Here is a 26,154-nt window from a genome sequence, read left to right as displayed (position 1 = left end):
TCGATCAGGACTCCCGGCGCCTCCGCCCGGCGAGCAGCAGCAGCGCGCCGATGGCCAGCATGCCCAGCGCCAGCACCGTCATCGTCTTCACCGGCGAGCCGGTCACGGCCAGACCGGGCGGACGCGGCGTGGTCGGTGGCTGCGGGTTCGGCGGCTGCGGGTTCGGCTTGTCCGGCGGCTGCGGTGTCGGCGGCGTCGGCGGGACCCGGGTGTCGGTGCCGCAGTCGGGGTTCGCCGAACCCGGCGGGCAGTTGCCGCCGGGAGTGTCGGACGTGACGACGTTGCGGAGGCGGTGGTCACCGGTCGCCGGCTTCCGCACGGTGACGGCATAGGTGACGGTGGCCTTCTCCCCCGGCTTGAGCGCGCCCTTCCAGGTCAGCTTGGGCGCGGAATAGGTGACCGCTCCCGTACTGGCCTTGGCGGTGCCGTCGAAGGTGGCGTCGTCCAGCACCTGGGTCAGATCGTCGGTGAAGGTCGCGTCGTCCACTGTGGCCTGTCCGGTGTTCTCCACCGTGACGGTGAACGTGACGACCTCGCCCGGGTTCGCCTCCGTCTTGTCGACCGTCTTCTTGATCTTCAGGCTGGACAGTGGTGTCGTCGTGCCGCACTCCGGGTCCTTGCTGCCCGGCGGGCAGTTCCCGCCGGGGGTTTCGGACGTGATCACGTTGGTCAGCTTGCCGTCGCCGTCGGTCTTGGTGACCTTGACGCTGTAGGTGACCGTCGCCGTCTGCCCGATCTCCAGGTCGCCGGTCCAGGTCAGCTTCGGTTCTTCGTAGGTCACCGAACCGATCGTCGCCGCACCGTCCTTCTGGAACACCGCGTCGTCGAGGACCTCGGAGAGGTCGTCGGTGAACGTGGCGCCGGTCAGCTTCGTCTTGCCGGTGTTGCGCACGGTCACCGTGTACTTGACCACGTCGCCCGGGTTGGCCGTGGCCTTGTCCGCCTTCTTCTCCAGCGAGATACCGGGCACCGGGGTGACAGTCGAGCACGCGGGATCGTCGGACTGCGGCGGGCAGGTGCCCGGGGTGTTGGTGCTGACGGTGTTCCGCAGTTCGTGATCACCCGTCACCGGGTTCTTCACCTTCACCGAATACTTCAGCGTGGTCGACGCCCCCACCGGGAGATCGCCGGTCCACACCAGGTTCGGCGCGGTGAAGGCGAACGTCCCGGCGACCGGCGCCGACGCGGCATCGTCGGCGTAGTCGGCGTCGTCCAGCACCTCGGACAGGTCGTCCGTGACCCGTGCGGCATCTTCGCCGACCAGGTCGACCTTGCCGGTGTTGCTGACGGTCACGGTGTAGGTGACGACGTCGCCCGGGTTCGCGGTCTGCTTGTCCGACGTCTTCTTGACCGTCAGTTCGCGGGACGGCACGTCCGCGACGCAGTTCGGGTCGGTCGAATCCGGCGGGCAGTTGTTGCCCGGCGTCTCCGAAGTGACCACATTGGACAGTTTCTTGTCACCGGGGTTCGGGTTCTTGATCTTGACCGTGTAGGTGACGGTCGAGGTCTGTCCGATGCCCAGCGAACCGGTCCACGTCAGTTTCGGTGCCGCGTACGTGACACCGCCGATGGTCGCCGCGCCGTCGTTCTGGTAGTCGGCGTCGTCGAGCACCTCGGTCATGTCGTCGGTGAACGTGGCACCGTCCTGCGCGGTCTGCCCGGTGTTGGTGACGGTGATCGTGTACTTCACCGTGTCGCCGGGGTCGACCGACTTCTTGTCGGCGGTCTTCTTGATGAGCAGCCCGGAAATCGGGGTCGTCGTGCCGCAGTCCGGATCGGTCGAACCCGGCGGGCAGTTGCCGCCCGGCGTGTCCGAGGTGACGGCGTTGACGAGCTTCTTGTCGCCGTCGCCCGGCTTCTTCACCTGGACCGTGTAGGTGACCGTGGCGGTCTCCCCGATGCCGAGGTCGCCGGTCCACGTCAGTTTCGGTGCCGCGTAGGTGACACCGCCGATGGTCGCCGCGCCGTCGTTCCGGTAGACGGCGTCGTCGAGCACCTGGGTCAGGTCATCGGTGAAGGTCGCGCCGGTCAGCTTGGTCTGGCCGGTGTTCTTGACCGTGACCGTGTACTTCACGACGTCGCCGGGGTTCGCGGTCTGCTTGTCGACCGTCTTCTTGATTTCCAGGCCCGAAACCGGGGTGTCGGTGCCACAGTCCGGATCCGTGGATCCCGGCGGGCAGTTGCCACCCGGCGTCTCCGACGACACCACGTTCTTGAGCCGGTTGTCGCCGGTGTTCGGGCTCTTGACCTTGACGGTGTAGGTGACCGTGGCCGTGTCACCGACGCCGAGGTCACCGGTCCAGGTCAGCTTCGGCGCGGCGTAAGCCACACCACCGATCGTCGCGGCGCCGTCGTTCTGGTAGTCCGCGTCGTCCAGCACCTGAGTCAGGTCATCGGTGAAGGTGGCGCCACTCAGCTTGGTCTGCCCCGTGTTGGTGACGGTCACCGTGTACTTCACGACGTCACCCGGGTTCGCGGTCTGCTTGTCGACCGACTTCTCGATCTTCAACCCCGACACCGGCGTCGTGGTGCCGCACTTCGGGTCCGTCGAACCCGGCGGGCAGTTGCCACCCGGCGTCTCGGAGGTGACCGTGTTGATGAGCTTCTTGTCGCCGGGGGCGGGGTTCTTCACCTTGACCGTGTACGTGACCGTCGCGGTGGCGCCGATCTCCAGATCACCGGTCCACGTCAGCTTCGGTGCCGCGTAGGTGACTCCACCGATGGTCGCCGCACCATCATTCTGGTAGTCCGCGTCATCGAGAACCTGAGTGAGATCGTCGGTGAAGGTCGCGCCCGTCAGCTTGGTCTGGCCGGTGTTCTTGACCGTGACCGTGTACTTCACGACCTCACCGGGGTTCGCCGACTGCTTGTCGACGGTCTTCTCGATCGTCAGACCCGACACCGGCGTCGTCGTCCCGCACTTCGGATCCGTCGAACCCGGCGGGCAGTTGCCACCCGGCGTCTCCGACGAAACCACGTTCTTGAGCAGATTATCGCCCGTGGTGGGGTTCTTGACCTTCACCGTGTACGTGACCGTAGCCGTGGCACCGATCTCCAGATCACCCGTCCACGTCAGCTTCGGCGCGGCATAAGCCACACCACCGATCGTCGCCGCACCATCATTCTGATAGTCCGCATCGTCCAGCACCTGAGTCAGGTCATCGGTGAATGTCGCCCCGGTCAGCTTGGTCTGGCCGGTGTTCTTGACCGTGACCGTGTACTTCACGACGTCACCGGGGTTCGCCGACTGCTTGTCGACCGACTTCTCGATCAGCAGACCCGACACCGGCGTCGTCGTCCCACACTTCGGATCCGTCGAACCCGGCGGGCAGTTCCCACCCGGCGTCTCCGAAGTGACCACATTGGACAGCTTCTTGTCACCGGGATTCGGGTTCTTGACCTTCACCGTGTAGGTGACCGTGGCGGTCGCGCCGATCTCCAGATCACCGGTCCACGTCAGCTTCGGTGCCGCGTAGGTGACTCCACCGATGGTCGCCGCACCATCGTTCTGGTAGTCCGCGTCATCGAGAACCTGAGTGAGATCGTCGGTGAACGTCGCGCCGGAAACCTTGGTCTGACCGGTGTTCCGTACCGTCACCGTGTACTTCACGACATCACCAGGGTTCGCCGACTGCTTGTCGACGGTCTTCTCGATCAGCAACCCTGAAACCGGAGTGGTGGTCCCGCACTTCGGATCCGTCGAACCCGGCGGACAGTTACCACCGGGCGTCTCCGACGACACCACATTCTTGAGCTGGTCGTCGCCGGTGTTCGGGTTCTTCACCTTGACCGTGTAGGTCACCGTGGACGTCGCGCCCACGTCGAGATCACCGGTCCAGGTCAGCTTCGGCGCCGCGTATGCCACACCACCGATCGTCGCGGCACCATCGTTCTGGTAGTCCGCGTCGTCCAGCACCTGAGTCAGGTCATCGGTGAACGTGGCACCGGTCAGCTTGGTCTGACCGGTGTTCCGCACCGTCACCGTGTACTTCACCACGTCGCCAGGGTTCGCCGACTGCTTGTCGACCGACTTCTCGATCAGCAGACCCGACACCGGCGTCGTCGTCCCACACTTCGGATCCGTCGAACCCGGCGGACAGTTACCACCCGGCGTCTCCGACGTCACCACGTTCTTCAGCCGGTTGTCGCCCGTGTTCGGGCTCTTGACCTTGACCGTGTAGGTGAACTCCGCGCTCTTCCCCGCCGCGAGCGTTCCCGTCCAGGTCAGCTTCGGGTCCACATAGGACACCGAACCGGGCGAAGCGGTGGCGTCGTTCTGGTAGACAGCGTCGTCCAGCACGCCGGTCAGATCGTCGACGACCTTGAGGTCCGCCGCGGTCACCTTTCCGGTGTTGGCGACGGTGACCTTGTAACGCACGACGTCACCCGGGTTCGCGGATTCCTTGTCCACGGTCTTCGTCACCGTGTACGACGGCGGCGGCACCTTGGTCTTCGCGCACGCGGCGGCGGGATCGTCCGGGCAGCGGTTGTCCGGCGGGACGACCGGCGGCGGTCCGGTCGGCACCGTCGCGCGGTTCACCAGTTCCTTGCCGATGGCGGCCTCTTCGACCTTCACGCGCACCGTCAACGTGGCCGTCTCCCCGACGGCGAGACCGTTCACGGCCCAATCGATCGGCCCGGAGCCGGACGTCGTGCCCTTCGAAGGAGTGGAGGACACGTACGTCGTGCCCGGCGGCAGCGTGTCGCGCACCGTCAGCGCGGGCACGGGGATCACCCCGGTGTTCCGCACCGTCACCTGGTAGGTCAGGGTGTCGCCCGGGATCGCCTCGGCGAGGTCGACCGTCTTCGTCAGCTGGTACCCGGGCGAGGCGACCGTGTTCCGCACCGTGTTCGAGGTGCGTTCCTGCGGACGTCCGGTGTCCTCGCCGCGGAAGGTCAGTTTGCCGGTGTTGTCGAGTTTGGTGCCGTCCGGCACCGAGGCGCCGACCTTGACCTTGAAGGCGACGTTCTGCGACTGCCCCGGCCTCAAGTTCCGCAGGTTGCAGGTGACCAGCTGACCGGCGGCCGAACAGTCCGGATTGGACCCGGCCACGAACGTGACGCCGGCGGGCAGGGTGTCGGTGAGCACCACGTTCGTCGCGGTGTCGAGGTCGTTGACACTACCGTCGGCGTGCCGGTTGGCGACGTCGAAGCTGTAGGTGACCTCGCCGCCCTTGGCGACGTAGCCCGGCGGGTTGTCGTCGGTGTTGCCGACCGGGTCGTTGGCCTTCGTGATCTGCAGGTCGGGTTCGAGCGCGTCGGTGACGAGCCAGATCGTCTGCGGGTACAGCGCGTCGCCGATGGTGCCGATCTTCACCTGGAGCGCGGTGGTCCCCGCGGGGACCTTGCCGGTGATGTCGATGCTGCGGGCGTCGTAGCCGACGTTGTTCACCGGATTGGGATCGCGCGACGTGACGTTCGCGCCGGAACCGGTGGCCGTGACACGGTCGATGCGGCTGCTGAAGGCGTTGTTGGTCGCCACGCCGCCGGGCGCGGGCATGGCGATCGTCTGGAGGCTGGAGGCGTTCGGACCGACCTGGAGGTAGTCGCCGCTGATGGGCGCGTCGCCGTCGCCCGCGACGATGCCGAGTTCGACGTTGGGCTGACGCGAGGTCGGGGCCTTGATGCCGCTCAGCGCGATGGTCGCCGAGCTCGGCGTGCTACCGCCGGCGACGCGCTGCAAACCGTCCCACACCTGCAGGTAACGCAGCGGCTCACTGGGCAGTTCGTAGGCGACCACCAGTGACCAGCCGCCCCAGCAGCCGAGGTTCGTCCCACTGATCGACTGGCCCTGGCAGGCCTGGATGTCGGCGACCGTGTACTGCCCGGTGCCGGCGGCGGTCACGAGGTTAGTGACGTCGGCCGCGCCTCCGTAGGCGTACAACGTCGGGACACCGCCCGTGGTGGTCGCGGGGAACCAGTCGTAGGTTTCCGCGGTGATCCGCTGGTAGGAGGCCGAGCCCGGGGTCTTCACCGAGACCTGGTTGCCCCGGCTCCCGTCACCGGAGGTCCCGCTGTTGGCGACCGGGTTGAACTGCCAGTACAGCCTGGCGTTGAGCACCTTCGCGCCGGGCGGGACGTTCAAGCTCGCCGCGGAGGCGGTGTTCCCCGGCGCGGCCGGGTCGGTCTTGATCCACGACACCGGGCTCGCGTTGCTCGCGGACTCGTTGCAGACCACGCCGACGCCGCATTGCACGACGGAGTTGGCGGCCATCGTGATACCACCGTGCGCCAGACCCGAATACACCGGCTCCGGCCCGATCGGCCGCTCGGTACCCGCTCCGCGCGGCTGGACCTGGGCGGTCGCGGGCAGCGGGGCGCCCATCAGCAGGGCCACGACGATCACCGTGAGCAGCGTCATGCCCCGCCGCCACCGATTCCGCCCACGACGTTCCGCCATGCCGCCTCCGCCTCACCCCTCGCTCCCGTCGGCCCAGGTCAGGACGACGGCGACAGCGAGCCAAGTGATGGTCATCCTGGTTCGGCAAGATCGTCGACGGCAAGCGGGATCGACGGTGTCCCCTGGATAGAACCCGTTGAGTGGCCCCGAAACCCCCGGACGGGTGATGAATCGCGGGGTCACCGTCCACAACGGACGAAAACGAAGGGACTGGCGTTTTCGCGCGAAAACCGCCATCGTCGAACGTATGCTCGAGCTTCCGTATAGTGGCTCCGGTCCCTATTGCTATGCCCATTCCCTCGCGATGATGCTGGGCTCCGATGCGCCGGGAATCGACGTGCTCGAAACCGTCACCGGCAGCCCGTTCGGCATGCAGCTGGTCGGCGGGTCACTGCCGTTCTTCGACGCCTTCGGCTGGGATCCCCACTTCGGCATCGGCGAGGCTCTCGACGCCCTCGGTTGGAGCGTGGAAACCGTCAGCGAACCGGATCCGGACGACGCCTTCGCACGGCTCGTCGAGAGCCTCGCCGACGGTCCTGTCCTGATCGGCCCGGTCGAGATGGGGCATCTGCGCCACCAGCCGGGGATGACCGGCCCGATCGGCGCCGACCACTTCCTGGTCGCGCTCGCCGCGGACGGCGAGTCCGTCACCGCCCACGACCCGCAGGGATATCCGTACGCGCGGATCCCGCGAGCGGATTTCGCCGCCGCTTGGCTCGCCGAAACCGTCGCCTACGGCAAACCGCATACGATGCGCACGAATTTCGTCCGGCACACCGTCGTCGACGACGAAGCCGCGATCGTCGGGTCGCTCCCCCGGGCCGTCAGGCGGCTCGGTGGCGAGAACGACGGCGGTCTCCCGCCCGGCAGTCTCGGCAACGGCGAAGCGGCCCTCGCACTGGCCGCCCGGATCGAGGCCGGTCGCGACCCGGACCTGCGCGGGTTGCTCGTCCACTTCGCGATCCGCGTCGGCGCCCGGAGGCAGGCCGACGCGGCGGCGTGCCTGCGCCGGATCGGCCGCGAAGACGCCGCGGCCGTCCTCGCCGCGCAGTCTCGGCTGGTCGGCTCGTTGCAGTACGACCTCGTCACCGAAGACGACGAGTGTGCCGCCGAGACACTCCGGAGGCTCGCCCCGACCTACGAAGAACTCAGGCAGGCGCTGACGTCATCCTGACGATCTCGCGGACGATCACCTCGGGTTCGGTCTTCGGGATGTAGTGACCGGACCGCTCCGCGATCACCTGCCTGGCGCCGGGCGAGAGGCTCACGCGGTGGGCGTGTGAAGCGTTCGCCTGCGCTCTCATCCTGGCGGACATCCCGCCCTCACCGAGCCCGCCGGAGACGACGGTGAGCGGGATGTCCCCGAGCACCGGCGGATCGTGCCGCCAGAGGGCCAGTTCGTCGAGGAAGGTACGGGCCTGTTCCCGATGGGTCCGCATCGTCCCGACGGTGAACGCCTCCCGTTCGAGGTCGCGGCGGACGTCGTCCGGGATGTCCCGCAGCAGACCGCGGAAGACGACCTTGAGCAGGCCCAGCCGCGCGAGCACGCCGCCGAGCCCGAGCATGACGCGTTCACCGGCGCGGAAGGCGCGGCCGAAGAGCACGTCCGCCGCCTCATCGGTCGGGTCGACCAGCACCAGACCGGCGATCCGCTCCGGGCGGCGGGCGGCGGCCTGCCGCACGATCGGCCCGCCGGCGCTGTGCCCGGCGAGTACGTACGGTCCAGGGCCGAAATGGTCGAGGACGTCGTTGAGGTCGTCGGCCATCCGGCGCAGCGTCCGGCCACCGGGGTCGGGGGCGCTGCGGCCGAGCCCGGAGCGGTCGTAGGCGATCGCGCGGGCATACCGGCCGACCTCCGGCTGGACCGCCGCCCAGGACGACCGGGTGGCCGCCGCTCCGGCTTCGAACACGACCGTCGGCCCGGCGAAATCTTCCGGCCCCGGATGGACCATCGCGTAGAGCCGTCTGCCGTCACGGGTGGTGACCCATTCGGGCTCACCCTGCGTGTGGGTCATCGCGCGGCGATCCTCCAGCCGGTGGCGTCGATCTGCCGCCGCCAGAACTCTGCGAAACGTCCTTCCCTGGCAAGGAGTTCTTCAACGGTGCCGTCCTCGGCCAACCGCCCCTCCTCCAGGAACAGGACCCGGTCGGCGTGCCGGATCCCGGCGATCCGGTGGGTGACGATCACCCGCGTCCGCCGCACGGGATCGGCGCTGAGCGACCGGATCACGGCGTCCTCGTTCTCGGTGTCCAGCGCGCTCGTGGCCTCGTCGACCAGCAGCACCGGCGCCGGTTTGAGCAACGCGCGGGCGATGGACACCCGTTGCCGCTCACCGCCGGAGAGCGCGCCGCCCGCCTCGCCGACGGCCGTGTGTTCGAGCAGCTCGTCGACCCTGGCGAGCGTGACGACCTCGGCGACCCTTTCGTCGCTCGCCGAGGGATCCCCGGCGAGCACGTTGTCGCGCACCGAACCGTCGAACAGGTACGGCTGCTGGAAGACGACGCTGACGAGCTCCCGCCGCCCGGCCGCGGACAAGCCGGCGAGATCCGTCCCGTCGGCGAGCACCCGCCCACTGGTGGGCTGGTACAGGCCGGCGAGCAGGGCGAGCACGGTGCTCTTGCCCGAGCCGGACGGCCCGACGATCGCGGTCGTCGTCCCCGGTTCCAGGGTGAGGTCGAAGTGCTCCAGCACGTTCTCGGTGCCGGGTGCGTAGCGGAAGCCGACGTCCTCGAACCGGATCCGCGGCGCCTTCGCCGGTGGCGCTGCCTCCCCGGCCGGAGCGATGGGCGCGGTGAGCACGGTGCGGATGCGGCCGAGGGTGGTGGTCGCCGTCTCGATGCCGGGCGCGAGATCGCCGAGCGCGGTGAACGGTTCCAGGTAGCGGGCGATCACGACGATCAGCGCGATCGCCTCGGGCACGGTCAGGCTCCCTTGCGTGGCAAGGAGAACGGTCGTCCCGGCGAGCAGGACCAAGGCCAGCTGGCCTGCGATGCCGAACAGCACCTGCCCCGGGATCTGAAGGCGCAGCAGCCGGAGGGTCGCGCCGTGGTGCGCGGCGAGCGCGGCGCCGGCGTGACTGCGCGCGGGTTCCACCCGGCGGGCGGCGCGCAACGTCTGCTGGGTGCGGGCGAACTCGACGATCCGCTCGGTCAGCGTGGTGTTCGTTTCGGCCGCCGTCCGGTCGGCGCGCCGGGTGATCCGGCCGGTCGCCCACAACGCGCCCAGCAGTACCGGGAGCCCGGCCAGCGCGGCGACGCCGAGCGGCCAGGCGATCGGCAGCAGGGCCAGCGCGATCGCGAACGGCAGGAGGACCGCGCCGATGAGCGGCGTGAGCAGGTAGCCGACCAGGCCGACGAGATCGGGGCCGGTGGCGGCGATGGCCTGGCGGGCGGTCTGGGTGTGCTCACTGTCCAACCAGGACAGCCGGACGTTCGTCAGATGCTCGGCGACGCCGTGCTGGGCGTGGTCGAGCACGCCGAACCCGAGGTCGAAGCCGAGCCGTCCCACGACGGCGTCGACAGCCCAGCCCGCCGCGGTGACGGCCGCGAGCGCGCCCAGCCACGGCAACGCGTCCGAAGGTTCCGCGCCGAACAGGGCACCCACCAGCGGCACGAGCAGCACGACACCGGCGGCACGCAGCAGCACCGAAAGCACGGCGAGTACGACGTAACGCCGGAACGCCGTCCGTTTCGTGTCGGGGATCAGGCCAAGGAGTGTGCGGATCACGCGGTCACCCCCGCTCCGGCACCGGCCTGCCAGAGGCGGGTGTAGCGCCCGCCCGAAGCCAGCAATTCCTCGTGCGTCCCGCTTTCGGCGATTTTCCCGCGGTCGAGGACCACGATCCGGTCGGCGCCGGTGACGGTGTGCAGGCGATGCGCGATGACCAGGACGGTCCGGCCGGCGGTGAGCCGGTCGAGTGCTTGTTGCACGAGGTACTCCGACTCGGGATCGGCGAAGGCGGTCGCCTCGTCGAGGACGAGGACGGGAGCGTCGGCGAGGATCGCGCGGGCGATGGCCACCCGCTGACGTTCTCCGCCCGACAGCTGGGAACCGGCACCGAGGACGGTGTCGTATCCCTGGGGCAGCCGCAGGATCCGCTCGTGGATCTGCGCGTCGCGAGCCGCGGCGACGACCTGACCTTCGGTGGCAACGGGGACGGCGAGCGCGATGTTCTCCCGCACGGTCCCCTGCACGAGTCGCGGATCCTGCAGTACGAATCCCACCCGGCCGTAGAGTTCGTCGGCGGCGAAGGCGCGGACGTCCCGGCCGCCGACCCGGATCGCGCCCTCGGTGACGTCGTGGAACCGCGCGACCAGCGCGGCGAGCGTCGACTTCCCCGCTCCCGACGGGCCGACCAGCGCGGTCACCGTACCGGGGCGCAAGGTCAGAGACACGTCTTCCAGCACGGGGACCCCGCTGCGGTAAGCGAAACCCACCCGGTCCAGTTCCACCGTGCCGGGCTCGACGCCGTCGATGATCTTTTGCTCCACAGTGGACAGTTCGGGTTCGTCGAGGACGACCTGGATCCGGCGGGCGGCGAGCATCCCTTCACGGACGCCGCCGAGACCGTAGCCGATGCCCAGCAGCCGGGCGCCGAACGTGGTACCCAGCAAGAGGAACGGGATCAACGTCACCGGCTCCATGCCACCGCCCACCACCATCGGCGTGCCGGCACCCGCGATCAGGAGCAGGAAGGTGGCGGGCCGGGTGGCGAAGTCCAGCATGGTCTTCTTGCCGGTGAACGGTCGCTGCCAGTCGCCGAGGAAACCGATGTACTCGTCGAGCCGACGGCGGAACGACGAAGCCGCGGCACCGCCGAACACGCGGATCACCGGCTGGCCTTCGAGGTACGCGCCCGCCTCCCCGGCCATCCGCTCCGCCCAGCGCGTCGCCTGGCCGGTCTTGGGTCCTGATTGGACGACCATGATCGACGTCGTGACGAGGTAGACGAGGATCGGTACGAGCAGGACGAGGGCGAGCCGCCAGTCCACGGCGAACAGGTAGGCCAGCACCGCGACCGGCGCGACGACGGCCGCCACCGCGTCGGGGACGGCGTGCGTGACCAGATAATGGAGCGAAAGCGTGTCGCCCTGCACGAGTTTCGCGACCGTGCCCGAACCGCGGGCGGTGAACCAGCCCAGCGGTAGCCTCGCGAGTTTGCCCAGCAGCCGCTGCCGCAGGTCGCGGGCGAACCGCGCGTCGGCCGCGTGCAGCCACAGCACGACCGCGGATTCGACCAGTGTGCCCACGCCCAGCAGCACCAGCGCCGCGATGCCGATCGCCCACAGCGATCCGCCGCCCGCGAGCAACCGCCGGACCAGCTCCACCAGCAGCACGAAGGGCGCGAGGCGGATCAACGTCACGACGGCCTGCAGAATCCCGGCGAAGATCAGCGTCCGCCGCACCGGCGCGAGCAGCCGTCCGGCGGCCTGTGCCCGCCAAGCTCCCTTGGGTGCTTCCTCTACGGGCTTCGGGACTTCGGGTTTCAGGACTGCGGGTTTCAGGACTGCGGCGGCCGGTTCTTCCTTCTTCCCGCGGAAAGAACCCATGGCCCTGCCGTAGTACCAGTACGCCCGGCCGTGCACCTCGGATTTGGGGAAGCCGAACGTGTCCCGCAACCGGGTCTTGAGCTGTTTGAGCGAGCCCGCTTCCGGCGCGAGCCACGCCTGCCAGTCCGACCAGTCACGCGTCTCGATCGCCGCGGCCAGCGAAGTCGCGTCCTCACGCGGCACCCAGTGCACGGCCAGCCTCGGGTGTTCCCCCAGCGGGATCAGCCGGTCGGTCTCGTCGTGCTCTTCGAGGTACAGCTCGATCGGGATTCCGGCCGGGACCACGTCGAGGATCGCGTTGATCGCGGGGATCGAGGCGGAGTCGCCGATCAGGAGGTAACCCGCGGGCGGTTCGGCGGGGACCGAAAACGACGTGGAACCCAGTGACATCACCGGAACCGTCGATCCGGGCCGCGCCTCACGCAACCACCGCGACGCGGGTCCGGCGGGTTCGTGCAGGACGACGTCGATCGCGAACGTGCCGGCTTCCGGGTCGGCTTCGGTGAGCGTGTACGCGCGCTGGAACTCCGTCGGGCCGCCCTCCGGGTCCGGGAACCAGAACCGGAGCCAGGCCGTCGGCTCCACGACGACGTCCTCGAACAACGTCGGCGAGACGAACCGGACCCGCACGAAACGCGGCGCCATCTCTTCTGTCCCGACGACGGTCGCTTCGTGGTCTCTTGCCCCGAAACCCCGCATCACCGCGCCTTGGAATCCGCGCGCCATCAAAGTTCCTCCCCCGTGGCCGCCAGATCGGCCACCATCTCGGCGACCGGCCTGCCCGGCGGGCAGGACTCGATCAACCCGCGAATCGACGCGGTCAGCAGTAACCGCACGTATTCGGGCCTCGGCACCTGCGGCAACGCGGCGGACGGCCCGGCGAGCCGGTCGTCACGGGACAACCGGTCGAGGACCGCCTGCCGCTCCCGGTCCAGCCCGTCGCCGTCGGCCTCCTCGGCGGCCATGCTGTGCTCCTCGGACGCGGTCATCGCGATGGTCAGCGACGCGACGGCGCCACTGAGCACGATCGCCGCGCCGGGCTCGTAACCCCGGCGGACGAGGGCGTCGACCTCGGTGTTCAACAGCCGCTGACCGCCGTCACCCCGCGGGAACAGCAGCTGGAGATAGGTGACCAGGCCGGGATACTCCAGCATGAAGGCCCGCATCTGCAGGGCGAAGGACAACAGATGCTGTTCGAGGCCGTGCCGGGGATCGTCCCGGAGCCGTAACTCGGCCAGGATGCTCTCCCCGACCAGCCGCTCGAGCCCCCACCGGCCGTCGACGTGCCGGTACAGGGCGGTCGCGGTCACCCCCAGCCGGACCGCGACCGCCTTGACGCTGAGCCGGCGCATGCCGAGCTCGCGACCGGCCCGCAGGATGTCGTCCCTCGCGATCCTGGCCGGACGACCACCGATCTTCGGCATCGCACCCCTTCACCGATGGAAAGTTATAGGGGGAAACTAAGGGTTGGCTTACCTTGAAGTCAAGCCCGTCCCCCGGCGTGAAGATCGAGTTCGTCGGCTGGTGGCGGGTGAGCGAGTCTGCCGTGGCACGGGCCGAGCCAAGGTGGTCGTGAGTGGCGAGGATGAGCGGGCGGCTGCTTCACGACATCCCCACGGACCGCGACCACTCACGTGAGCGCCCGGCTGGAGTCCTTCAGATACTTGAGGAAGGAGGCCCTCACGGATCTGCAATCGAAACAACTAACGTCCCGGTTCCTTCACGGTCAACCCCTCAAGCCGCTCTTCGGTCAGCACGGTGCGCGACGGGAGGCCCAACTTGCGCAGCGCCCGTCCGATGTGGATTTCGACCGTCCGCGGCGAGAGGAACAGCCGCTCGCCGATCTCCCGGTTCGTGAGGTTCCGGGCGGCGAGTCTGGCGACTTCGAGTTCCCTCGGCGACAACGCTTCGCCGTACCCCTTGCGACCGCGCCGGGGCATCTCCGGATCACAGCGACGCAGTGACCGGCGGCAGCGGAGCGCGTCCACAGCGGCGCCGAGGCTCGCGTACGCCGTCTCCGCGGTGGTGAAGGAAGCGACGGCGCGTGCCAGATCCCCGGCTTCGGCGAAGCATCCGGCCGCGAGTTCGTCGGCGTAGGCGGCGAAATACGGGAGGGGCAGCGCGTAGTACGCCTGCGCGGCACCGAGCAGCAGATCACCGGCGGGCAGTGTCTCGCCCCGTGACCGGGTGAGCAACCCCCGGCACAGCAGCGCCGAAGCGTTCGCGACGGGGGCGTCCTTGCCGTCGATGCCTTGCCGATACTCGCCGAGCAGCTCTCGCGCCTCGACGTGCTGCCCCAGCCCGAGCATGGTGCGCACGGCGAACGGCATCAGTTCGGCCGCCCAGAGCCAATTGTTCTTGCGGCGCACGATTTCCAGGCCGTATTCCGCCAGGCGCAGGGCCGCCTGCAGGTCTTTGCCCGCCTGATGGACCGCGACGCGACCAGCGTAGGCGGAAGCCTGCACCGGGACGCTTCCCGCGGAAAGCGCGAACGCCGCGTCGAAACTGCGCAGCGCCGCCGCCGGCCGGTGTTGCCCGTACTCGTACCAGCCGAGCACGAGCAGCGGCTCGGCCGCCAGCGAGCTGTCCTTGTCGACCCGGGTCAGCATCGCCCGCGCCTTCTCCGTGACGCTCGCCCACTCCCCCATCGCGAGGTCCAGGCGCAGTTCCGTGCCGTCGGCCAGCGCGTCGAGATAGGGCTGGTGATCGTCGCGGATCAGCCGTCGCGCGGTCGTGAGGTACGCCCGCGCGACGGGGTAATGCCCGTTCCACGCCACCGCGTCGGCCAGGTTGATGTAGGTGCGGGCCACCTGGCGGCAGACCTCGGCCGACTCGGGCACGGGTGGCAGGTCGGCGATGTCCTGCCACACCCCCGGATCCGCGATCTGCATCCGCGCCGAAAGCCGGTTGGCGGCGATCGCGGCGAGCACTCCCGCGTCGTGTTCCCCCTTGCTCATCTGCTCGGCCTGGTCGAGCCAGCGGAGGTTCTCCTCCACCGGGACGGTTCCGATATGCGGCAGGGCCAGGGTGACCAAGCCCCTGGCGAGCAGCGCCTGCCGCCTCCCGAGATCGGCCGCGCCCAGTTCGATCTCGAGCCTGCCCGCGTCGACCTTGCCCACCTGGTTGATCAGCACCTGCCCGAGATTGACCCGGATCTCGCCACGCGCGGCCTTGCTCAGCGGCCATTCGCGCAGGATCTCCCGCAGCAGCCGGACCGTGCCCGCGTGGGCGATGCTGCGCGGAAGTTCCCTCCCCAGCCGGACGGCGAACGACTCGCGCGCGGCCCACGGCAGCTCCGCGTCCCGCAAAGCCGCTTCGAGCAGACGACCCGCTTCCTCGGTCCGGCCGTCTTCGATGGCGTTGTCGACCGCGACGCCGGTCCACTGTGTCCATTCGGCGAGGTCACCCGCAAGCCGTGCGTGGCGGGCGACGAGCGACGCGATGGGTTCGTCGTCCGCGGCGAGCCGGGCGGCGGCGCGTCCGTGCATCGCGCACCGCTGAGGCCCGGGGAGCAAGGCGTAGACGGCTTCACCGATGAGCGGACTTCCCGAGACGTACCGGCCGCGGCCGAGATCACGCAGCAGTCCCGTTTCCACGGCTTCGGTGACCGCGCCGGAGATCTCCCCGGCCGACGATGCCGCGACAGCGCCCAGCTCCGGTTCCCCGGCAGGCGATCCCAGCACCGCGGCCGCGCTGACGACGTCCCGCGCGGCCGGGCCGATCGCCGCCATCAGCCCGGCGACCCGGCTCCGCACGATGGGCGGCACGGTCGCCGGGAGCGCGTCACCGGCGCTTTGGACCAGAGCCGTCAGATCGACGGCGATCCCGGACGTCCGCCGGTGGGCCGCCTCGGCGAAATCCGGCGCACAGCGGCCGAAGGAAACGTCCAGCAGCGTACGCACCTGGACGGCGCTGAACGCCCGAAGTGACAGCTGCGCGGCGGTTCCGGGCAGCGGCGGGAATCGCCTGGGACCACACGCAACCGCGCTGACCACCACGCTCAGCGACGTCGCCGGGGACGCCGCGAGCCCACGCAGGAACTCCCACGTTTCGTCGTCGGCGGCGTGGACGTCGTCGAGGACCAGCACCGCCGGACCGCAGCCGGTCAGCACTTCGCGAACGGCCCGGAACTCCTGTTGCCGGACGGTGCCGTCGTCGGCGTTCTCGGGAAACGGCGGCAGCCACGAAGACCATTCGGGGATCAGCCGCCGCAGGACGCCGGTCACCGGGGAGAACTCCGCCGCGTGGGCGGCGGCCACGGCGCCGCTCCCCAGCAACGCGTCGACCAAGGGCGCCAACCGGCACGGCCGGGCGAAGGGAACACATCGGGTGGACCAGACCACGCGTGACGCGATCCCGGGGTGGGCGACCAGTTCTTCGAGCAGACGGCTCCGGCCCACACCCGGTTCACCCTCGACGACGGCGACCGACGGCGGGCGCGAGGCGACGCGCACCAGTTCGGCCAATTCGGTGTCGCGGGCCACGAACACCGATGCCGCACCGCTCGTCGGCATGCTCGGGACCATACCGATCGGACACCCGCCGAAAGGCGGGAACACGAACAGTCACCACGGGCCGCAGGCTTTCCGCTGGTCCACACCACCGGAGTCACGAGCTTCCCGCGTCGTTAACTCGATCGGGCGACGCCGACCCGCGGTGACACGGAGCCGCGCGGCGGTAATACGGACCCTTAGGTATTGCCGCGAACCTTGCCACGGGATCCACCAGAGGGTGAATCTCAGTCTGTTCGCAGTGCCCCTCCGTCACTTCGTCACAGCGCAAATCCCCTGCTCGCGCCGGTCGGCCACCCAGTCGGGTAGCCGAAGTCCCCACTTGTTCCGTCGGGTAGCCGCCCGCGCGTGTTTCGCGTCCGACCATCCAGTTAGGAGTGTTCCGACGGTGAAGACCTCATTCAGGCGCGGGCTGGCCACGGCCTGCGCCGGTGTCGCCGCGATGGTCGCCCTGCAGGCGCCCGCCGCCGCGGCGCCCGCCATCACGGCCGCCACCACGATCCCGATCAAGATGCAGGCACAGGAGAAGAGCAACTGGTGCTGGGACGCCAGCGGCAACACCATCGCCGCCTGGTGGGGGCACAGCCTGACGCAGACGAAGTTCTGCCAGGTCGCGCACAACGAGTCCGGTACGGATTGCGCGAACAACCAGGGTTACCTCAGCGATCAGCAGCGCGTGTTCCGCTGGCTCGGGTTCAGCAACGTCGGCAGTTACAGCTCCTCCGGCCAGACGTTGAGCTTCGCCTCCATCAAGGGCCAGGTCGACGCGCGGCAGCCGATCGGCACCCGGATCGGCTGGCGCAACGGCGGCGGCCACATGCACGTGCTCTACGGCTACGACAACACGAACGGCGCGACGACGGTCTACTACGGCGACCCGTGGGGCTCGAGCCCCCGCTACAACCAGATGAGCTACAACGCCTACCGGTCCAACAACTCGTTCACCTGGACCCACACCGTCTACGGGATCAAGGACTGAAACCATGAAGCGAACCTTCCTCGGCGCCACGATCCTCGCCCTCGGACTGTCACTCGCGCTCGGCGGCCAAGCCTCCGCCGCCGACGCCCCCAGCGGCGCGCCCACCGCCGCCGACCTCGCCGCGGTGTCCACTGTGGTCACCAGTGACGCGACCACCCAGCGGCTCGCCAAGGCGGTTTTCCCCGGTGCCGCCAAGGCGGACACGGCCATCGCGGCCAGGACCGCGAAGGCGGATCCGCGGACGCCGGTGGCGGTCTACCAGCCGACCGCGGCCTTCATCTCCGGCACGTCCTCCGTCCCCGCCGAACTCGCCTACGTCGCCACACCCGCCACCCTCGGCAACGGTGACGCGGCGACCGTGTGGTCGCAGCGCGAGGGCTCGGGCTGGTCGGTCTACAACGTCGCCTCGGGTGACGTCGAAAAGCGCCTCGCGGCGCAGGCAGGCAGGGGCTACCTCCTGAGCGAACCGCAGGCGGGCGCCTGGTACTCCGTCGACGGGGACACCGTGACGGTCCTCGACGGCTCCTCGGTCGCGAAGACCGGCGAGAAGATGACGCTCGCCGCCTACCGCGAGGCCTTGCAGGGCCGCTACGGCGACAAGCTGCCCGGCTCGACCTACGACCGCACCGGTGCCGCCGGCGGTTATGGTGCCTCCCCGGTGGGCGACAACTCGGTGCCGTGGTGGCCGTACGCACTCGGCGCGGTCTTCCTCGCCGCGGCGGGCGCGGCCGTCACACTCCGGCTCCGCAGGCAGTAAACGCGACGGGTGCCGGGACCGCGCGGGGTCCCGGCACCCCTTGACCGCTAGGCGAAGGTGTAGTCCTCGAGCGGGAAACTCCCCGCCTCCTTGATGGCGTTCAGCGTGGAGGACGGCCGGAGCAGGGTCGCCTCCCCGTGCGGGTTGAAGTAGTAGCTGTTCGCCGGGGCGCAGTTCCCGAGGGCGAAGATCGAGTCGCCGAGGCGTTCGGTCATCCGGTCGAGGAACGCGTCGTTGGCCTCCTGCGTGACTTCGAACTCGGTCGCGCCGCGCCGCCGCATCGCGCCGAAGAGCCGGTCCATATGCCGCATCTGCGTCTCGATGGTGGTGAAATAGGACAGCCCGGAGTAGGAATACGGGCTGTTGAGCGAAACGAAGTTCGGGAACTTGGGGATCGCGACGCCCTCGTAGGCCTGGAACCGGTTCTCCCGCCACCACTTCCCGAGATTCCGGCCGTCGCGGCCGATGATCTCGATCGCCGGGAAGTTCGCCTCCCACAAATCGAATCCGGTCGCCAGCACCAGGACGTCGATCTCCCGCCGCCCGCCGTCGGTGGTCTCGATGCCGGTCTCGTCGATCTTCGCGATGGACGTCGTCTCCAGGTGCACGTGGTCCTTGGTGAAGGCCGGGTAGTACTCATTGGAGAACGTCGGCCGCTTGCAACCGAAGGAATAGCGCGGTGTCAGTTCCGCGCGCAGCCCCGGATCCCGCACCTGACGGCGCAGATGCGCCCGGCACCACAGCTTGCCGAGCCGGTTCGCCATCGGCAGCTGCTTGTAGTGCAGGACACCGGAGACCATCATCAGTTCCAGCAGCGCGGTCCCGGTCAGCCGGGCGGCCCGCTGGGTGAACGGGACGGCGGCGAACGCGCGGCGGACGGCCTTGGGCACCGGGAAGTCCAGTTTCGGGCTCACCCAGATCGGTGTCCGCTGGTACACGGTCAGTTCCCGCGCGATCTTCGCGATCTCGGGGATCAGCTGGACCGCTGTCGCGCCCGTGCCGATCACGGCCACTCGCTTGCCCGCGAGGTCGTAGTCGTCGTCCCAGGCCGTGGTGTGGATGACCTTGCCGCCGAAGGTGCCGATCCCGGCGATGTCGGGTTTCTTGGGCTGCGAAAGGAATCCTGTCGCGGTGAGGAGGTACTTGGCGGTGACCGGCCCACCCTCGGCGAGGGAGACCGTCCAGTGCGCCTTCGCCTCGTCCCAGACCGCGCCGGTGACCACCGAGCCGAACCGCATGTATCGCCGCAGCCGGTATTTGTCCGCGACGTGCTCGGCATACCGCTTGAGTTCCGCGCCCGGCGCGAAGAGCCGAGACCAGTGCGGGTTCGGCTCGAACGAGTACGAGTAGGTGGCCGACGGGATGTCGACGGCCAGGCCGGGATAGCGGTTCACATGCCACGTGCCGCCGAGGCCGGACTCGCGTTCGAGGATGAGCAGGTTGTCGTAGCCGAGCCGGTTGAGCTGGATCGCCGCGCCCATCCCGCCGAAACCGGCTCCGACGACGACGGCGTCGTACTGCGCGTTCATGCGTTTTCCTCCCGCTGGGTGTCCTGATGGAGGCGGGCGCGGTAGCCGTCCCGCTCCGGTGAATCGGGGCGCAGAGCCCGGTCGTCCCTCATCAGCCGACGGAAGGCGTTGAGCGCGGGCTCGGGTGTCACGGCCGCGAGGGTGGCGAGCGCGCCGACGTAACCGGGCACGGCGATCTCCGCGGCCCGGGTGCGGACGGAAGCCACGACGGCGTCGGCGATCCTGCCCGGTTTCACCTTCGGGATCGGCCGCATGTCGAGCCCTGAGGCGAGGGCGGTGTCGACCGCCGACGGCAGCACGGCGGAGACGCTCACGCCGTGCGGCGCGTACTCCAGGCGCGTCGCCGCGGTCAGCCCGACGACGGCGAATTTGCTGGCGTTGTAGATCGCCAGCCCTTTGACCGGGAACTTCCCGGCCAGCGACGCGACGTTGACGATGTGGCCGCGTCCGCGCTCCAGCATTCCGGGCAGGGCAAACCGCATTCCGTGGACCACGCCGAAGACGTTGACTTCCATGGTCGCCCGGTTCAGGGCGTCGGAGAGGTCGAGGAAACCGCCGTTGGGCATGATCCCGGCGTTGTTGACGAGCACCGCGAGCGGCCCGTTCCCCTGTTCGGCGTCACCGAGAAAAGCGGCGAAGGACGCCGGGTCGGCGACGTCGAGGTGATGCGCTGTCCCACCGAACCCGGCGGCGGTGCGCTTCGCGGCTTCGAGGTCCAGATCGCCGATGGACACGCGCGCCCCGACGGCGGCCATGCGTTCCGCGGTCGCGCGGCCGATGCCCTGGCCCGCACCGGTGATCGCCACGTGTGCCCCGTCGAGGTCGAGATCCGGGTACTTGCTCATGCGCGCACTCCCTCTCGTTCGAAGGCGTCGGCGACCAGACCGGGCGCCGTCCGTAACGCCGTGGTGAGCACGTGTTCCCGCCGCCGTCCGTCCATGAAGTTGGCGCCCATGGCGGCGAGATCGGCCGGTCCCGGTTCGATCCGGACCACCCGGACACCGGCCGCGCGCAGCCGTCGCGCCTCGTCGTCCACGCGCCTGGTCATCGCCGTCCGCAGCAGGCGTTCCAGCCGGGCCGGACCGCGTGCCGGAGCCCCGCCTTCGCTGCTCATCGGCGCGACCAGCACGACCTCGCCGACATCGTGCCCCAGCAGGAGGTCGGCCGACGTCGGGGAAACCGTCCCGCCGTCGAGCAGCGGCCGTCCGTCCACAACGGACGGCGGAAACCAGCCGGGGATCGCCCAGGAGGCGGCGATCGCCTCGCCGAGGCGGGCGGGTGGCGCGTCCGGGGAGCCGAGGGCGACCCGGTCACCCGCCGAATCCGAGGCCACCAGCCAGGTCGCGGGATGCGGGACCCAGCCGCCGGGTGCCAGCGCGTCCCCGAGCTCGCGGAGCCGGCCGGCGTTTCCCCTGCCACGAGGCAGAAAGCCCGCGAGACCGGCGAGCGTGTCGACGTCCCGGCGCAGCGCGGCCCGGACCAGCCCGGCCGCGGGCCAGCGCGGAGACGGCAGCGGCGGGAAGCGGTTCGGCACCCGCTGGACGTGCGCGGCGACGACGGCGTCTCCACCGGGCGCGCCGGCTACCGCGTCGAGGATCGCCTTCGCCGGAATGCCGGACCCGAGCATCGCCGCCGCTTCGGCGCCCGCGGAGGTCCCGACCAGGATGTCCGCCTCGCGGGGATCCCACCCCGCTTCGGCGTGCAGCGCGTCGAGGACGGCGGCCGTCCAGGCGAACCCCAGGGTTCCGCCGCAGCCGAGCACCAGCGCCCTCGCGGAATGACGTGTCATTTCCGGAACGGTATGTCATTTGAACGCGTCAGGCAATAAGCTGACGGAATGACGACGGAGACCCCGGTCAGCAGGGCCGCACGGAAGAAACAGGAACTACGGCGCGAGATCGTGGAGACCGCGTTCGACTGCTTCGCCGAACGCGGCTACCACGCGACCGGGATCGCCGACATCGCCGCACGGCTGGGCATCGGGCACGGCACCTTCTACCGGTACTTCCAGAACAAACGGGACATCGTCGACCACGTCATCACGGACCTGGTCGAAAAGGTGGTCGGCGCGCTGGCCGCGGACAACGCGCCGGACGCGGTCAACAGCCTCGCCGAGTACCGCAAACAGAGCGCGCGGATCGGGGAGGCGCTCGCCCGGATCTTCGGCGGCGACCCGCGGATGGCCCGCTTCCTCCTGCTCGAAGCGGCGGGCATCGACGCCGAGATGCGCGAACGGGTGCTCGACTTCTACGAGACCGCCGCCGAGCTGACCGCCGGCTACCTGCATCATGGCGTCCGCCTCGGCTATCTGCACGAGGACCTGGACGTCGACTCCACCGCCCGCGCGATCAACGGGATGATCCTCGCGTCGATCCTGTCCGAACTGCGCGACCCGTCACCGGAAAGGCAGGCCACGATGAGCCGGGCGATCCGGCGGGTCATGTACGACGGAATCGCGGCGCCTCGATAGGAACCGGCCGGCCGGCCCGTTTCGGCGCACCAGCAGGCGGGGGCCGGGCACTGCCAGTGAGCCTGAACCCAGTGAACCGGACCCGGCGGCCACGGTCTACCGGCGAAAACGCAGAACCGCACCGACAAAAACGAACTTCACCGCTTGCGCAAAGTTTCGCTGGGCGACTCCCCGAAGGCCGCCCGGTACTGCGCGCTGAACCGGCTGCCGTCCAGGAAACCCCATTTCGCCGCGACACCGGTCACCGTTGTGTCTCCCCCGGGGTCGGCGTCGCGGAGTTCGGTCCTGGCCTGGTGCAGCCGGACGTTGCGCAGATAGGCCATGGGGGTGGTGTCCAGATACCGCCGGAACGCCAGTTGCAGGGCACGCACCGATACCCGGCAGGCATGGGCGATGTCGGCGACGCCGAGGTCGAGGTCCGGATTCGCCTCCAGGAACGCGATCCCCCGGCGCACGGTGGCCGGAACGGCGTCCCGGCGGTCACCGATGCGGTCGTCACCTGTGCCCGTGGTGAAGGTGTCGAGAGCCATGGCGGCCATCAGCCGCCCCGCCGCCCCGAGCACCAGCGGACCGTTCTCCACGCCCGGTTCGGAGAGCAACCCGGTCATGTACTCGACCGTCCTGCGCCATCGCTGTGCCTTCTCCATGCGCACAGGCTCGTAGCACAACCGCTCGATAGACCTGCCGTCCTGCGCCGGGTCGATCCCGGTGAACAACGACAGATCGATGCCGATGACCTGCAGCCGCGCGCAGTGCATGCCCGTCCGGTAATCGTGACCAGGGTGCGGGCCGACGAACACGTCTCCGGCACCGAACCTGCGGTCACTGACGCCGTCATCGATCTCCAGCTCACCGTCCAGCACGCGCAGCAGCACGACTCTGCCCAACGGCTCGACGACGACTTCCGTGGTCAGCGTGTTGTGCAGGAAGTCGAAATGCACGTCCCCGAGATCACAACGGTTGTGCTCGAAACGGTAGTTTTCGACTGTGCCCCGCACCCGTAAGCGGTTATCGCGGTAAGCCTCGGCGATCAGCGCACATGCCTGTTCCGGATCGGTGGTCGCGAATTCCGTCACCAACGGTTCGTGCATGGGACCACGTCTCTTTTCCGTTCACCCGTAACGAAAAGTCCGCTCGCCGAACGCTACCGCCACCCGGTGGGAACTACCAGGGCACATTGGCCTCATCCAGCTGGTCGGAATGGCTCACCCGCGCGCCCGAGGATCGCCCTGGCCCGTGCTTCGATCGGTCTGTCCACCATCTGGCCGTCCGCCACGGCCACCGAGCCGTCCCCGGCGAGCGCGACCACGCCCCGCGCCCACTCGATCTCGCTTTCCGAAGGAGCCAGCCCACGATTCGCGGCGGCCACTTGGCGGGGATGCACGCAGAGTTTCCCGGTGAACCCGAGGGTCTTCGCGTGATCGAGGTCCGCGGCGAGCGCGGCCTCGTCGTCGAGTGCCGTGGTGACGCCGTCGATCGGAGCCGCCCCGCCCGCGGCCGCCGCGGCGATGACGAGCGCGGATCGCGCGTACCGCAACGCCTCGTGCGAACGATGATCGACACCCAGCTGCGCGGCGAGGTCGACGCTGCCGAAGGCGGGCCGCACCACCGCGTCCGCGGCGCAGACCGCGAGCGCGTTCGCGATCCCGGCCGCCGTTTCCACCAGCGGCAGGATCGGGACTCCGGGCAGCCGCCCGGCGAGGGAATCGATCTCGGCGCGGTCCTCTGCCTTGGGGAGCATCACCGCGAGCGCGCGCCCGACGCTCGCCACATCCTCGGGATACCAACCGGTTCCGGCCGCGTTGAGCCGGACGACCGCCTGATGGCCGTCCGCCAGCCACGTCCGGACGTGTTCGCGCGCGGCCTCTTTCCGATCCGGCGCGACGGCGTCTTCCAGGTCGAGGATCACGACGTCGGCGCCGCTGGCCGCGGCCTTGGCGAACCGATCCGGCCGGTGCCCGGGGACGAACAGGAAGGTCTTCGCACCGGCGAGGAGAGCGTTCATCGGCCGAGGCTCCGCACCGTTCCGGTCGCGGTCCGCCGTCCATGGCGATCTCGGACGGCGGTGACGGTCTCGTCACTTCCGGCTTCGGCCAGGACGACCATGCCCTGATGGTCGAACAGGGGCGAGACGAGGCGGTAGTCGAACGCCAGCCGCCCGCCGCTCCCCTGCCGCCTGGCGGCTTCGGCCATCGCGAGCGCCTGCAACGGCCCGTGGGTCAGCAGCCCCGGATAGCCTTCGACATCGCGGGCGTAGTCGCGGTCGTAGTGGATGCGGTGCGCGTTGTAGGTCAACGCGGAGAAGCGGAACAGCAGCGTCGGCGAGACGTCGATCGCCCATTCGTCTTCGGCCGCCGACACCTCCGGCTCCCCGGTGGCCACCTCGACAGGCCGGGAAGCGGCGTCGCGATAGACGATGTCCTGCTCCTCTTCGACCACGACCTCGCCGTCCTGGACGATCTTGTGGCCGGTGACGACGAAGGTCAGCCGTCCGGTGCGGCCCTGTTTCTCCCGCACGGAAAGCACTTCCGTATGCCGGGTGGCGGACAGTCCGCACCGCAGCCTGCCGAGCGTCCGTACCCGTCCGCCCGCCCACATCCGGCGGCGTCCGGGTTCCGGCGGTGCGGGGATCGTGCCGCGCACCGGATGTCCGTCCTGACCCAGATCGGCCTGCGCGGGCCGGTCCAGCAGGTAGAACCAGTGCCACAGCAAGGGCAGGCCGTCGCTGTCCAGATCCGGCATCTCGACGTCGAGCAACGCCGCCAGCGCCTCCGCGGGGCCGGGCAGCAGGACTTCCTTCACGTTCGAACCTCCTCGCCGGCACCGAACTCGGCCCGGATCGACTCGTTGTGCGCCCCCAGCGCGGGCACCGGCCCCATGACCGGTTCCCTGCCCGCCACCTCGACCGGCGGAAGCAACGCCTCAAGCGGTCCGGCCGGGGTTTCCACCGCACGCCAGCGGCTTCGCGCGGCCAGCTGCGGATGCCGGGTGAACTGCTCGGGCGTCCGCAGCCGGGCGTTGGCGATCCCGGCCCGCTCCAGCAGGTCTCCGACCTCGTCCGCCGTCCGGCCGCTGAACGCTTCTTCCAGAATCGCGGTGAGTTCGTCGTCGTTGACGACGCGGTCGTCGTTGGTCCGGAAACGCGGGTCTTCGACGAGTGCCTCCCGTCCCAGGACGCCCCGGCAGAGCACGACCCATTCCCGTTCACTTTGGACACTCAGGAAAACCTGGTCGTCACCGGTGCGGTACGGCCCGTACGGCGAGATCGACGGGTGTGCCGCCGCCGTCCGGCGCGGTGGTTCCTGTCCGTACCGGGAGAAATAGGCGGGCTGGCTCATCCATTCGCCGAGCGAGTCGATCATCGCGACGTGCAGGCTCGCGCCTTCACCGGTGCGCTCGCGGTCGTACAGCGCGGTGAGGACGCCACTGTAGGCGTACATCCCGGTGGCGATGTCGGCGATCGAGATCCCCGCCTTGGCCGGGGTCTCCGGGGTGCCGGTCGACATCACGAGCCCGGTTTCGCACTGCACCAGCAGATCGTAGGCCTTCTTCGTCCGATATGGACCTTCCGGACCATAGCCCGAGATCGAACAATGGATCAGCCGCGGACGCTCCGCGCGCAGCGTCACCGCGTCGAGGCCGAGCCGTTCCACCGCGCCGGGCGCCAGGTTCTGCACGAACACGTCCGCCCGGCCGATCATCGTGGTGAGCAACGTCCGATCGGCCGGATGCTTGATGTCGAGTTCGACGCTTTCCTTGCCCCGGTTCAGCCAGACGAAATAACTCGACTGGCCGTGCACGGTCCTGTCGTAGTCGCGGGCGAAGTCGCCGACGCCGCGGCGTTCGATCTTGATGACGCGCGCGCCGAGGTCGGCGAGCTGGCGCGAGGCGAACGGCGCGGCGACGGCCTGTTCCAGCGCGACGACGGTGATTCCCTCGAGTGGTTGGCGCATACTGC

Annotated in this window: 17 protein-coding genes; 4 read left to right on the top strand and 13 right to left on the bottom strand. The window is 69.4% G+C overall.

The features are described from left to right. Nucleotides 1-4 precede the first annotated feature (4 nt). Nucleotides 5-6,400, bottom strand: coding sequence for an Ig-like domain-containing protein (locus DL990_RS31880; protein ID WP_125800900.1), 6,396 nt, complete (start codon nt 6,398-6,400; stop codon nt 5-7). A 247-nt stretch (nt 6,401-6,647) separates the two neighbouring features. Here DL990_RS31880 and DL990_RS31875 point away from each other — a divergent pair, with 247 nt between their 5' ends. Beyond that, a complete protein-coding gene (locus DL990_RS31875) occupies nt 6,648-7,574 on the top strand; it encodes a hypothetical protein (protein ID WP_125800899.1) in 927 nt (308 codons plus the stop codon). On the opposite strand, the gene DL990_RS31870 is transcribed toward DL990_RS31875, so the two are convergent. The 5 genes from DL990_RS31870 to DL990_RS31850 all read right to left on the bottom strand — a co-directional run bounded on the left by DL990_RS31870 (nt 7,549) and on the right by DL990_RS31850 (nt 16,464). Next, nucleotides 7,549-8,415: an alpha/beta fold hydrolase gene (locus DL990_RS31870; protein WP_125786993.1), complete on the bottom strand. Its 867-nt coding sequence runs from the start codon at nt 8,413-8,415 to the stop codon at nt 7,549-7,551. The genes DL990_RS31875 and DL990_RS31870 overlap by 26 nt on opposite strands. Beyond that, nucleotides 8,412-10,127, bottom strand: a complete 1,716-nt coding sequence (locus DL990_RS31865; protein ID WP_125800898.1) for an ABC transporter ATP-binding protein — start codon at nt 10,125-10,127, stop codon at nt 8,412-8,414. The genes DL990_RS31870 and DL990_RS31865 overlap by 4 nt, the downstream gene beginning before the upstream one ends. After that, nucleotides 10,124-12,676 carry an ABC transporter ATP-binding protein/permease gene (locus tag DL990_RS31860; RefSeq protein WP_125800897.1) on the bottom strand — a complete coding sequence of 851 codons (2,553 nt, stop codon included), beginning with the start codon at nt 12,674-12,676 and terminating at the stop codon, nt 10,124-10,126. The genes DL990_RS31865 and DL990_RS31860 overlap by 4 nt, the downstream gene beginning before the upstream one ends. Continuing rightward, entirely contained in the window at nt 12,676-13,374 is a 699-nt protein-coding gene (locus tag DL990_RS31855) for a TetR/AcrR family transcriptional regulator (protein ID WP_125786990.1), read from the bottom strand. Before DL990_RS31855 ends, DL990_RS31860 begins: the two co-directional genes overlap by 1 nt. 279 nt (nt 13,375-13,653) lie before the next feature. Continuing rightward, a complete protein-coding gene (locus DL990_RS31850) occupies nt 13,654-16,464 on the bottom strand; it encodes an AAA family ATPase (protein ID WP_233620631.1) in 2,811 nt (936 codons plus the stop codon). A gap of 385 nt (nt 16,465-16,849) precedes the next feature. Between DL990_RS31850 and DL990_RS31845 the strand changes: the two genes are divergently transcribed. Both DL990_RS31845 and DL990_RS31840 read left to right on the top strand, forming a co-directional pair. Then, on the top strand, nt 16,850-17,440 hold the full coding sequence (locus tag DL990_RS31845; RefSeq protein WP_125800895.1) for a papain-like cysteine protease family protein: 591 nt from the start codon (nt 16,850-16,852) through the stop codon (nt 17,438-17,440). Between the two features lie 4 nt (nt 17,441-17,444). Further along, the gene (locus DL990_RS31840; RefSeq protein ID WP_125786987.1) at nt 17,445-18,197 is read left to right on the top strand and encodes a hypothetical protein; all 753 of its coding nucleotides are present in this window, start codon (nt 17,445-17,447) and stop codon (nt 18,195-18,197) included. Nucleotides 18,198-18,244: 47 nt separating this feature from the next. Here DL990_RS31840 and DL990_RS31835 read toward each other — a convergent pair whose 3' ends face one another. The 3 genes from DL990_RS31835 to DL990_RS31825 are packed head-to-tail and all read right to left on the bottom strand — an operon-like array spanning nt 18,245 to nt 21,515. Next, the gene (locus DL990_RS31835; RefSeq protein WP_125800894.1) at nt 18,245-19,726 is read right to left on the bottom strand and encodes an NAD(P)/FAD-dependent oxidoreductase; all 1,482 of its coding nucleotides are present in this window, start codon (nt 19,724-19,726) and stop codon (nt 18,245-18,247) included. After that, nucleotides 19,723-20,571, bottom strand: a complete 849-nt coding sequence (locus DL990_RS31830; protein ID WP_125800893.1) for an SDR family oxidoreductase — start codon at nt 20,569-20,571, stop codon at nt 19,723-19,725. The genes DL990_RS31835 and DL990_RS31830 overlap by 4 nt, the downstream gene beginning before the upstream one ends. Beyond that, nucleotides 20,568-21,515 (bottom strand): patatin-like phospholipase family protein, encoded by a 948-nt coding sequence (locus DL990_RS31825; protein ID WP_233598985.1) that lies wholly within the window; start codon nt 21,513-21,515, stop codon nt 20,568-20,570. The genes DL990_RS31830 and DL990_RS31825 overlap by 4 nt, the downstream gene beginning before the upstream one ends. Nucleotides 21,516-21,563: 48 nt before the next feature. On the opposite strand from DL990_RS31825, the gene DL990_RS31820 reads away from it, so the two are divergent. Further along, complete coding sequence (locus tag DL990_RS31820; RefSeq protein ID WP_125786984.1) at nt 21,564-22,196, top strand: TetR/AcrR family transcriptional regulator; 633 nt, start codon at nt 21,564-21,566, stop codon at nt 22,194-22,196. 137 nt (nt 22,197-22,333) lie between these two features. Here DL990_RS31820 and DL990_RS31815 read toward each other — a convergent pair whose 3' ends face one another. From DL990_RS31815 to DL990_RS31800, 4 genes are all read right to left on the bottom strand, one after another. Continuing rightward, nucleotides 22,334-23,287, bottom strand: coding sequence for a helix-turn-helix transcriptional regulator (locus DL990_RS31815; protein WP_125786983.1), 954 nt, complete (start codon nt 23,285-23,287; stop codon nt 22,334-22,336). Between the two features lie 92 nt (nt 23,288-23,379). After that, nucleotides 23,380-24,201, bottom strand: a complete 822-nt coding sequence (locus tag DL990_RS31810; RefSeq protein ID WP_125800892.1) for a CoA ester lyase — start codon at nt 24,199-24,201, stop codon at nt 23,380-23,382. After that, nucleotides 24,198-24,998 carry a MaoC family dehydratase N-terminal domain-containing protein gene (locus tag DL990_RS31805; protein WP_125800891.1) on the bottom strand — a complete coding sequence of 267 codons (801 nt, stop codon included), beginning with the start codon at nt 24,996-24,998 and terminating at the stop codon, nt 24,198-24,200. The genes DL990_RS31810 and DL990_RS31805 overlap by 4 nt, the downstream gene beginning before the upstream one ends. Beyond that, nucleotides 24,995-26,149 (bottom strand): CaiB/BaiF CoA-transferase family protein, encoded by a 1,155-nt coding sequence (locus DL990_RS31800; RefSeq protein WP_125800890.1) that lies wholly within the window; start codon nt 26,147-26,149, stop codon nt 24,995-24,997. The genes DL990_RS31805 and DL990_RS31800 overlap by 4 nt, the downstream gene beginning before the upstream one ends. Nucleotides 26,150-26,154: the final 5 nt, after the last annotated feature.

Origin of the sequence: Amycolatopsis sp. WAC 01416 (assembly GCF_003947485.1) — a bacterium.
Classification (GTDB): Bacteria; Actinomycetota; Actinomycetes; order Mycobacteriales; family Pseudonocardiaceae; genus Amycolatopsis.
Note: the sequence above shows the minus strand (reverse complement) of the source record. Positions and strands in the feature narration are given on the sequence as shown.

Coding starts and splice junctions, on each gene's coding strand:
- DL990_RS31855 (WP_125786990.1), bottom strand. CDS start 13,374: ATGCCGAAGATCGGTGGTCGTCCGGCCAGGATCGCGAGGGACGACATC.
- DL990_RS31875 (WP_125800899.1), top strand. CDS start 6,648: ATGCTCGAGCTTCCGTATAGTGGCTCCGGTCCCTATTGCTATGCCCAT.
- DL990_RS31850 (WP_233620631.1), bottom strand. CDS start 16,464: ATGCCGACGAGCGGTGCGGCATCGGTGTTCGTGGCCCGCGACACCGAA.
- DL990_RS31810 (WP_125800892.1), bottom strand. CDS start 24,201: ATGAACGCTCTCCTCGCCGGTGCGAAGACCTTCCTGTTCGTCCCCGGG.
- DL990_RS31835 (WP_125800894.1), bottom strand. CDS start 19,726: ATGAACGCGCAGTACGACGCCGTCGTCGTCGGAGCCGGTTTCGGCGGG.
- DL990_RS31820 (WP_125786984.1), top strand. CDS start 21,564: ATGACGACGGAGACCCCGGTCAGCAGGGCCGCACGGAAGAAACAGGAA.
- DL990_RS31830 (WP_125800893.1), bottom strand. CDS start 20,571: ATGAGCAAGTACCCGGATCTCGACCTCGACGGGGCACACGTGGCGATC.
- DL990_RS31870 (WP_125786993.1), bottom strand. CDS start 8,415: ATGACCCACACGCAGGGTGAGCCCGAATGGGTCACCACCCGTGACGGC.
- DL990_RS31880 (WP_125800900.1), bottom strand. CDS start 6,400: ATGGCGGAACGTCGTGGGCGGAATCGGTGGCGGCGGGGCATGACGCTG.
- DL990_RS31825 (WP_233598985.1), bottom strand. CDS start 21,515: ATGACACGTCATTCCGCGAGGGCGCTGGTGCTCGGCTGCGGCGGAACC.
- DL990_RS31815 (WP_125786983.1), bottom strand. CDS start 23,287: ATGCACGAACCGTTGGTGACGGAATTCGCGACCACCGATCCGGAACAG.
- DL990_RS31840 (WP_125786987.1), top strand. CDS start 17,445: ATGAAGCGAACCTTCCTCGGCGCCACGATCCTCGCCCTCGGACTGTCA.
- DL990_RS31800 (WP_125800890.1), bottom strand. CDS start 26,149: ATGCGCCAACCACTCGAGGGAATCACCGTCGTCGCGCTGGAACAGGCC.
- DL990_RS31860 (WP_125800897.1), bottom strand. CDS start 12,676: ATGGCGCGCGGATTCCAAGGCGCGGTGATGCGGGGTTTCGGGGCAAGA.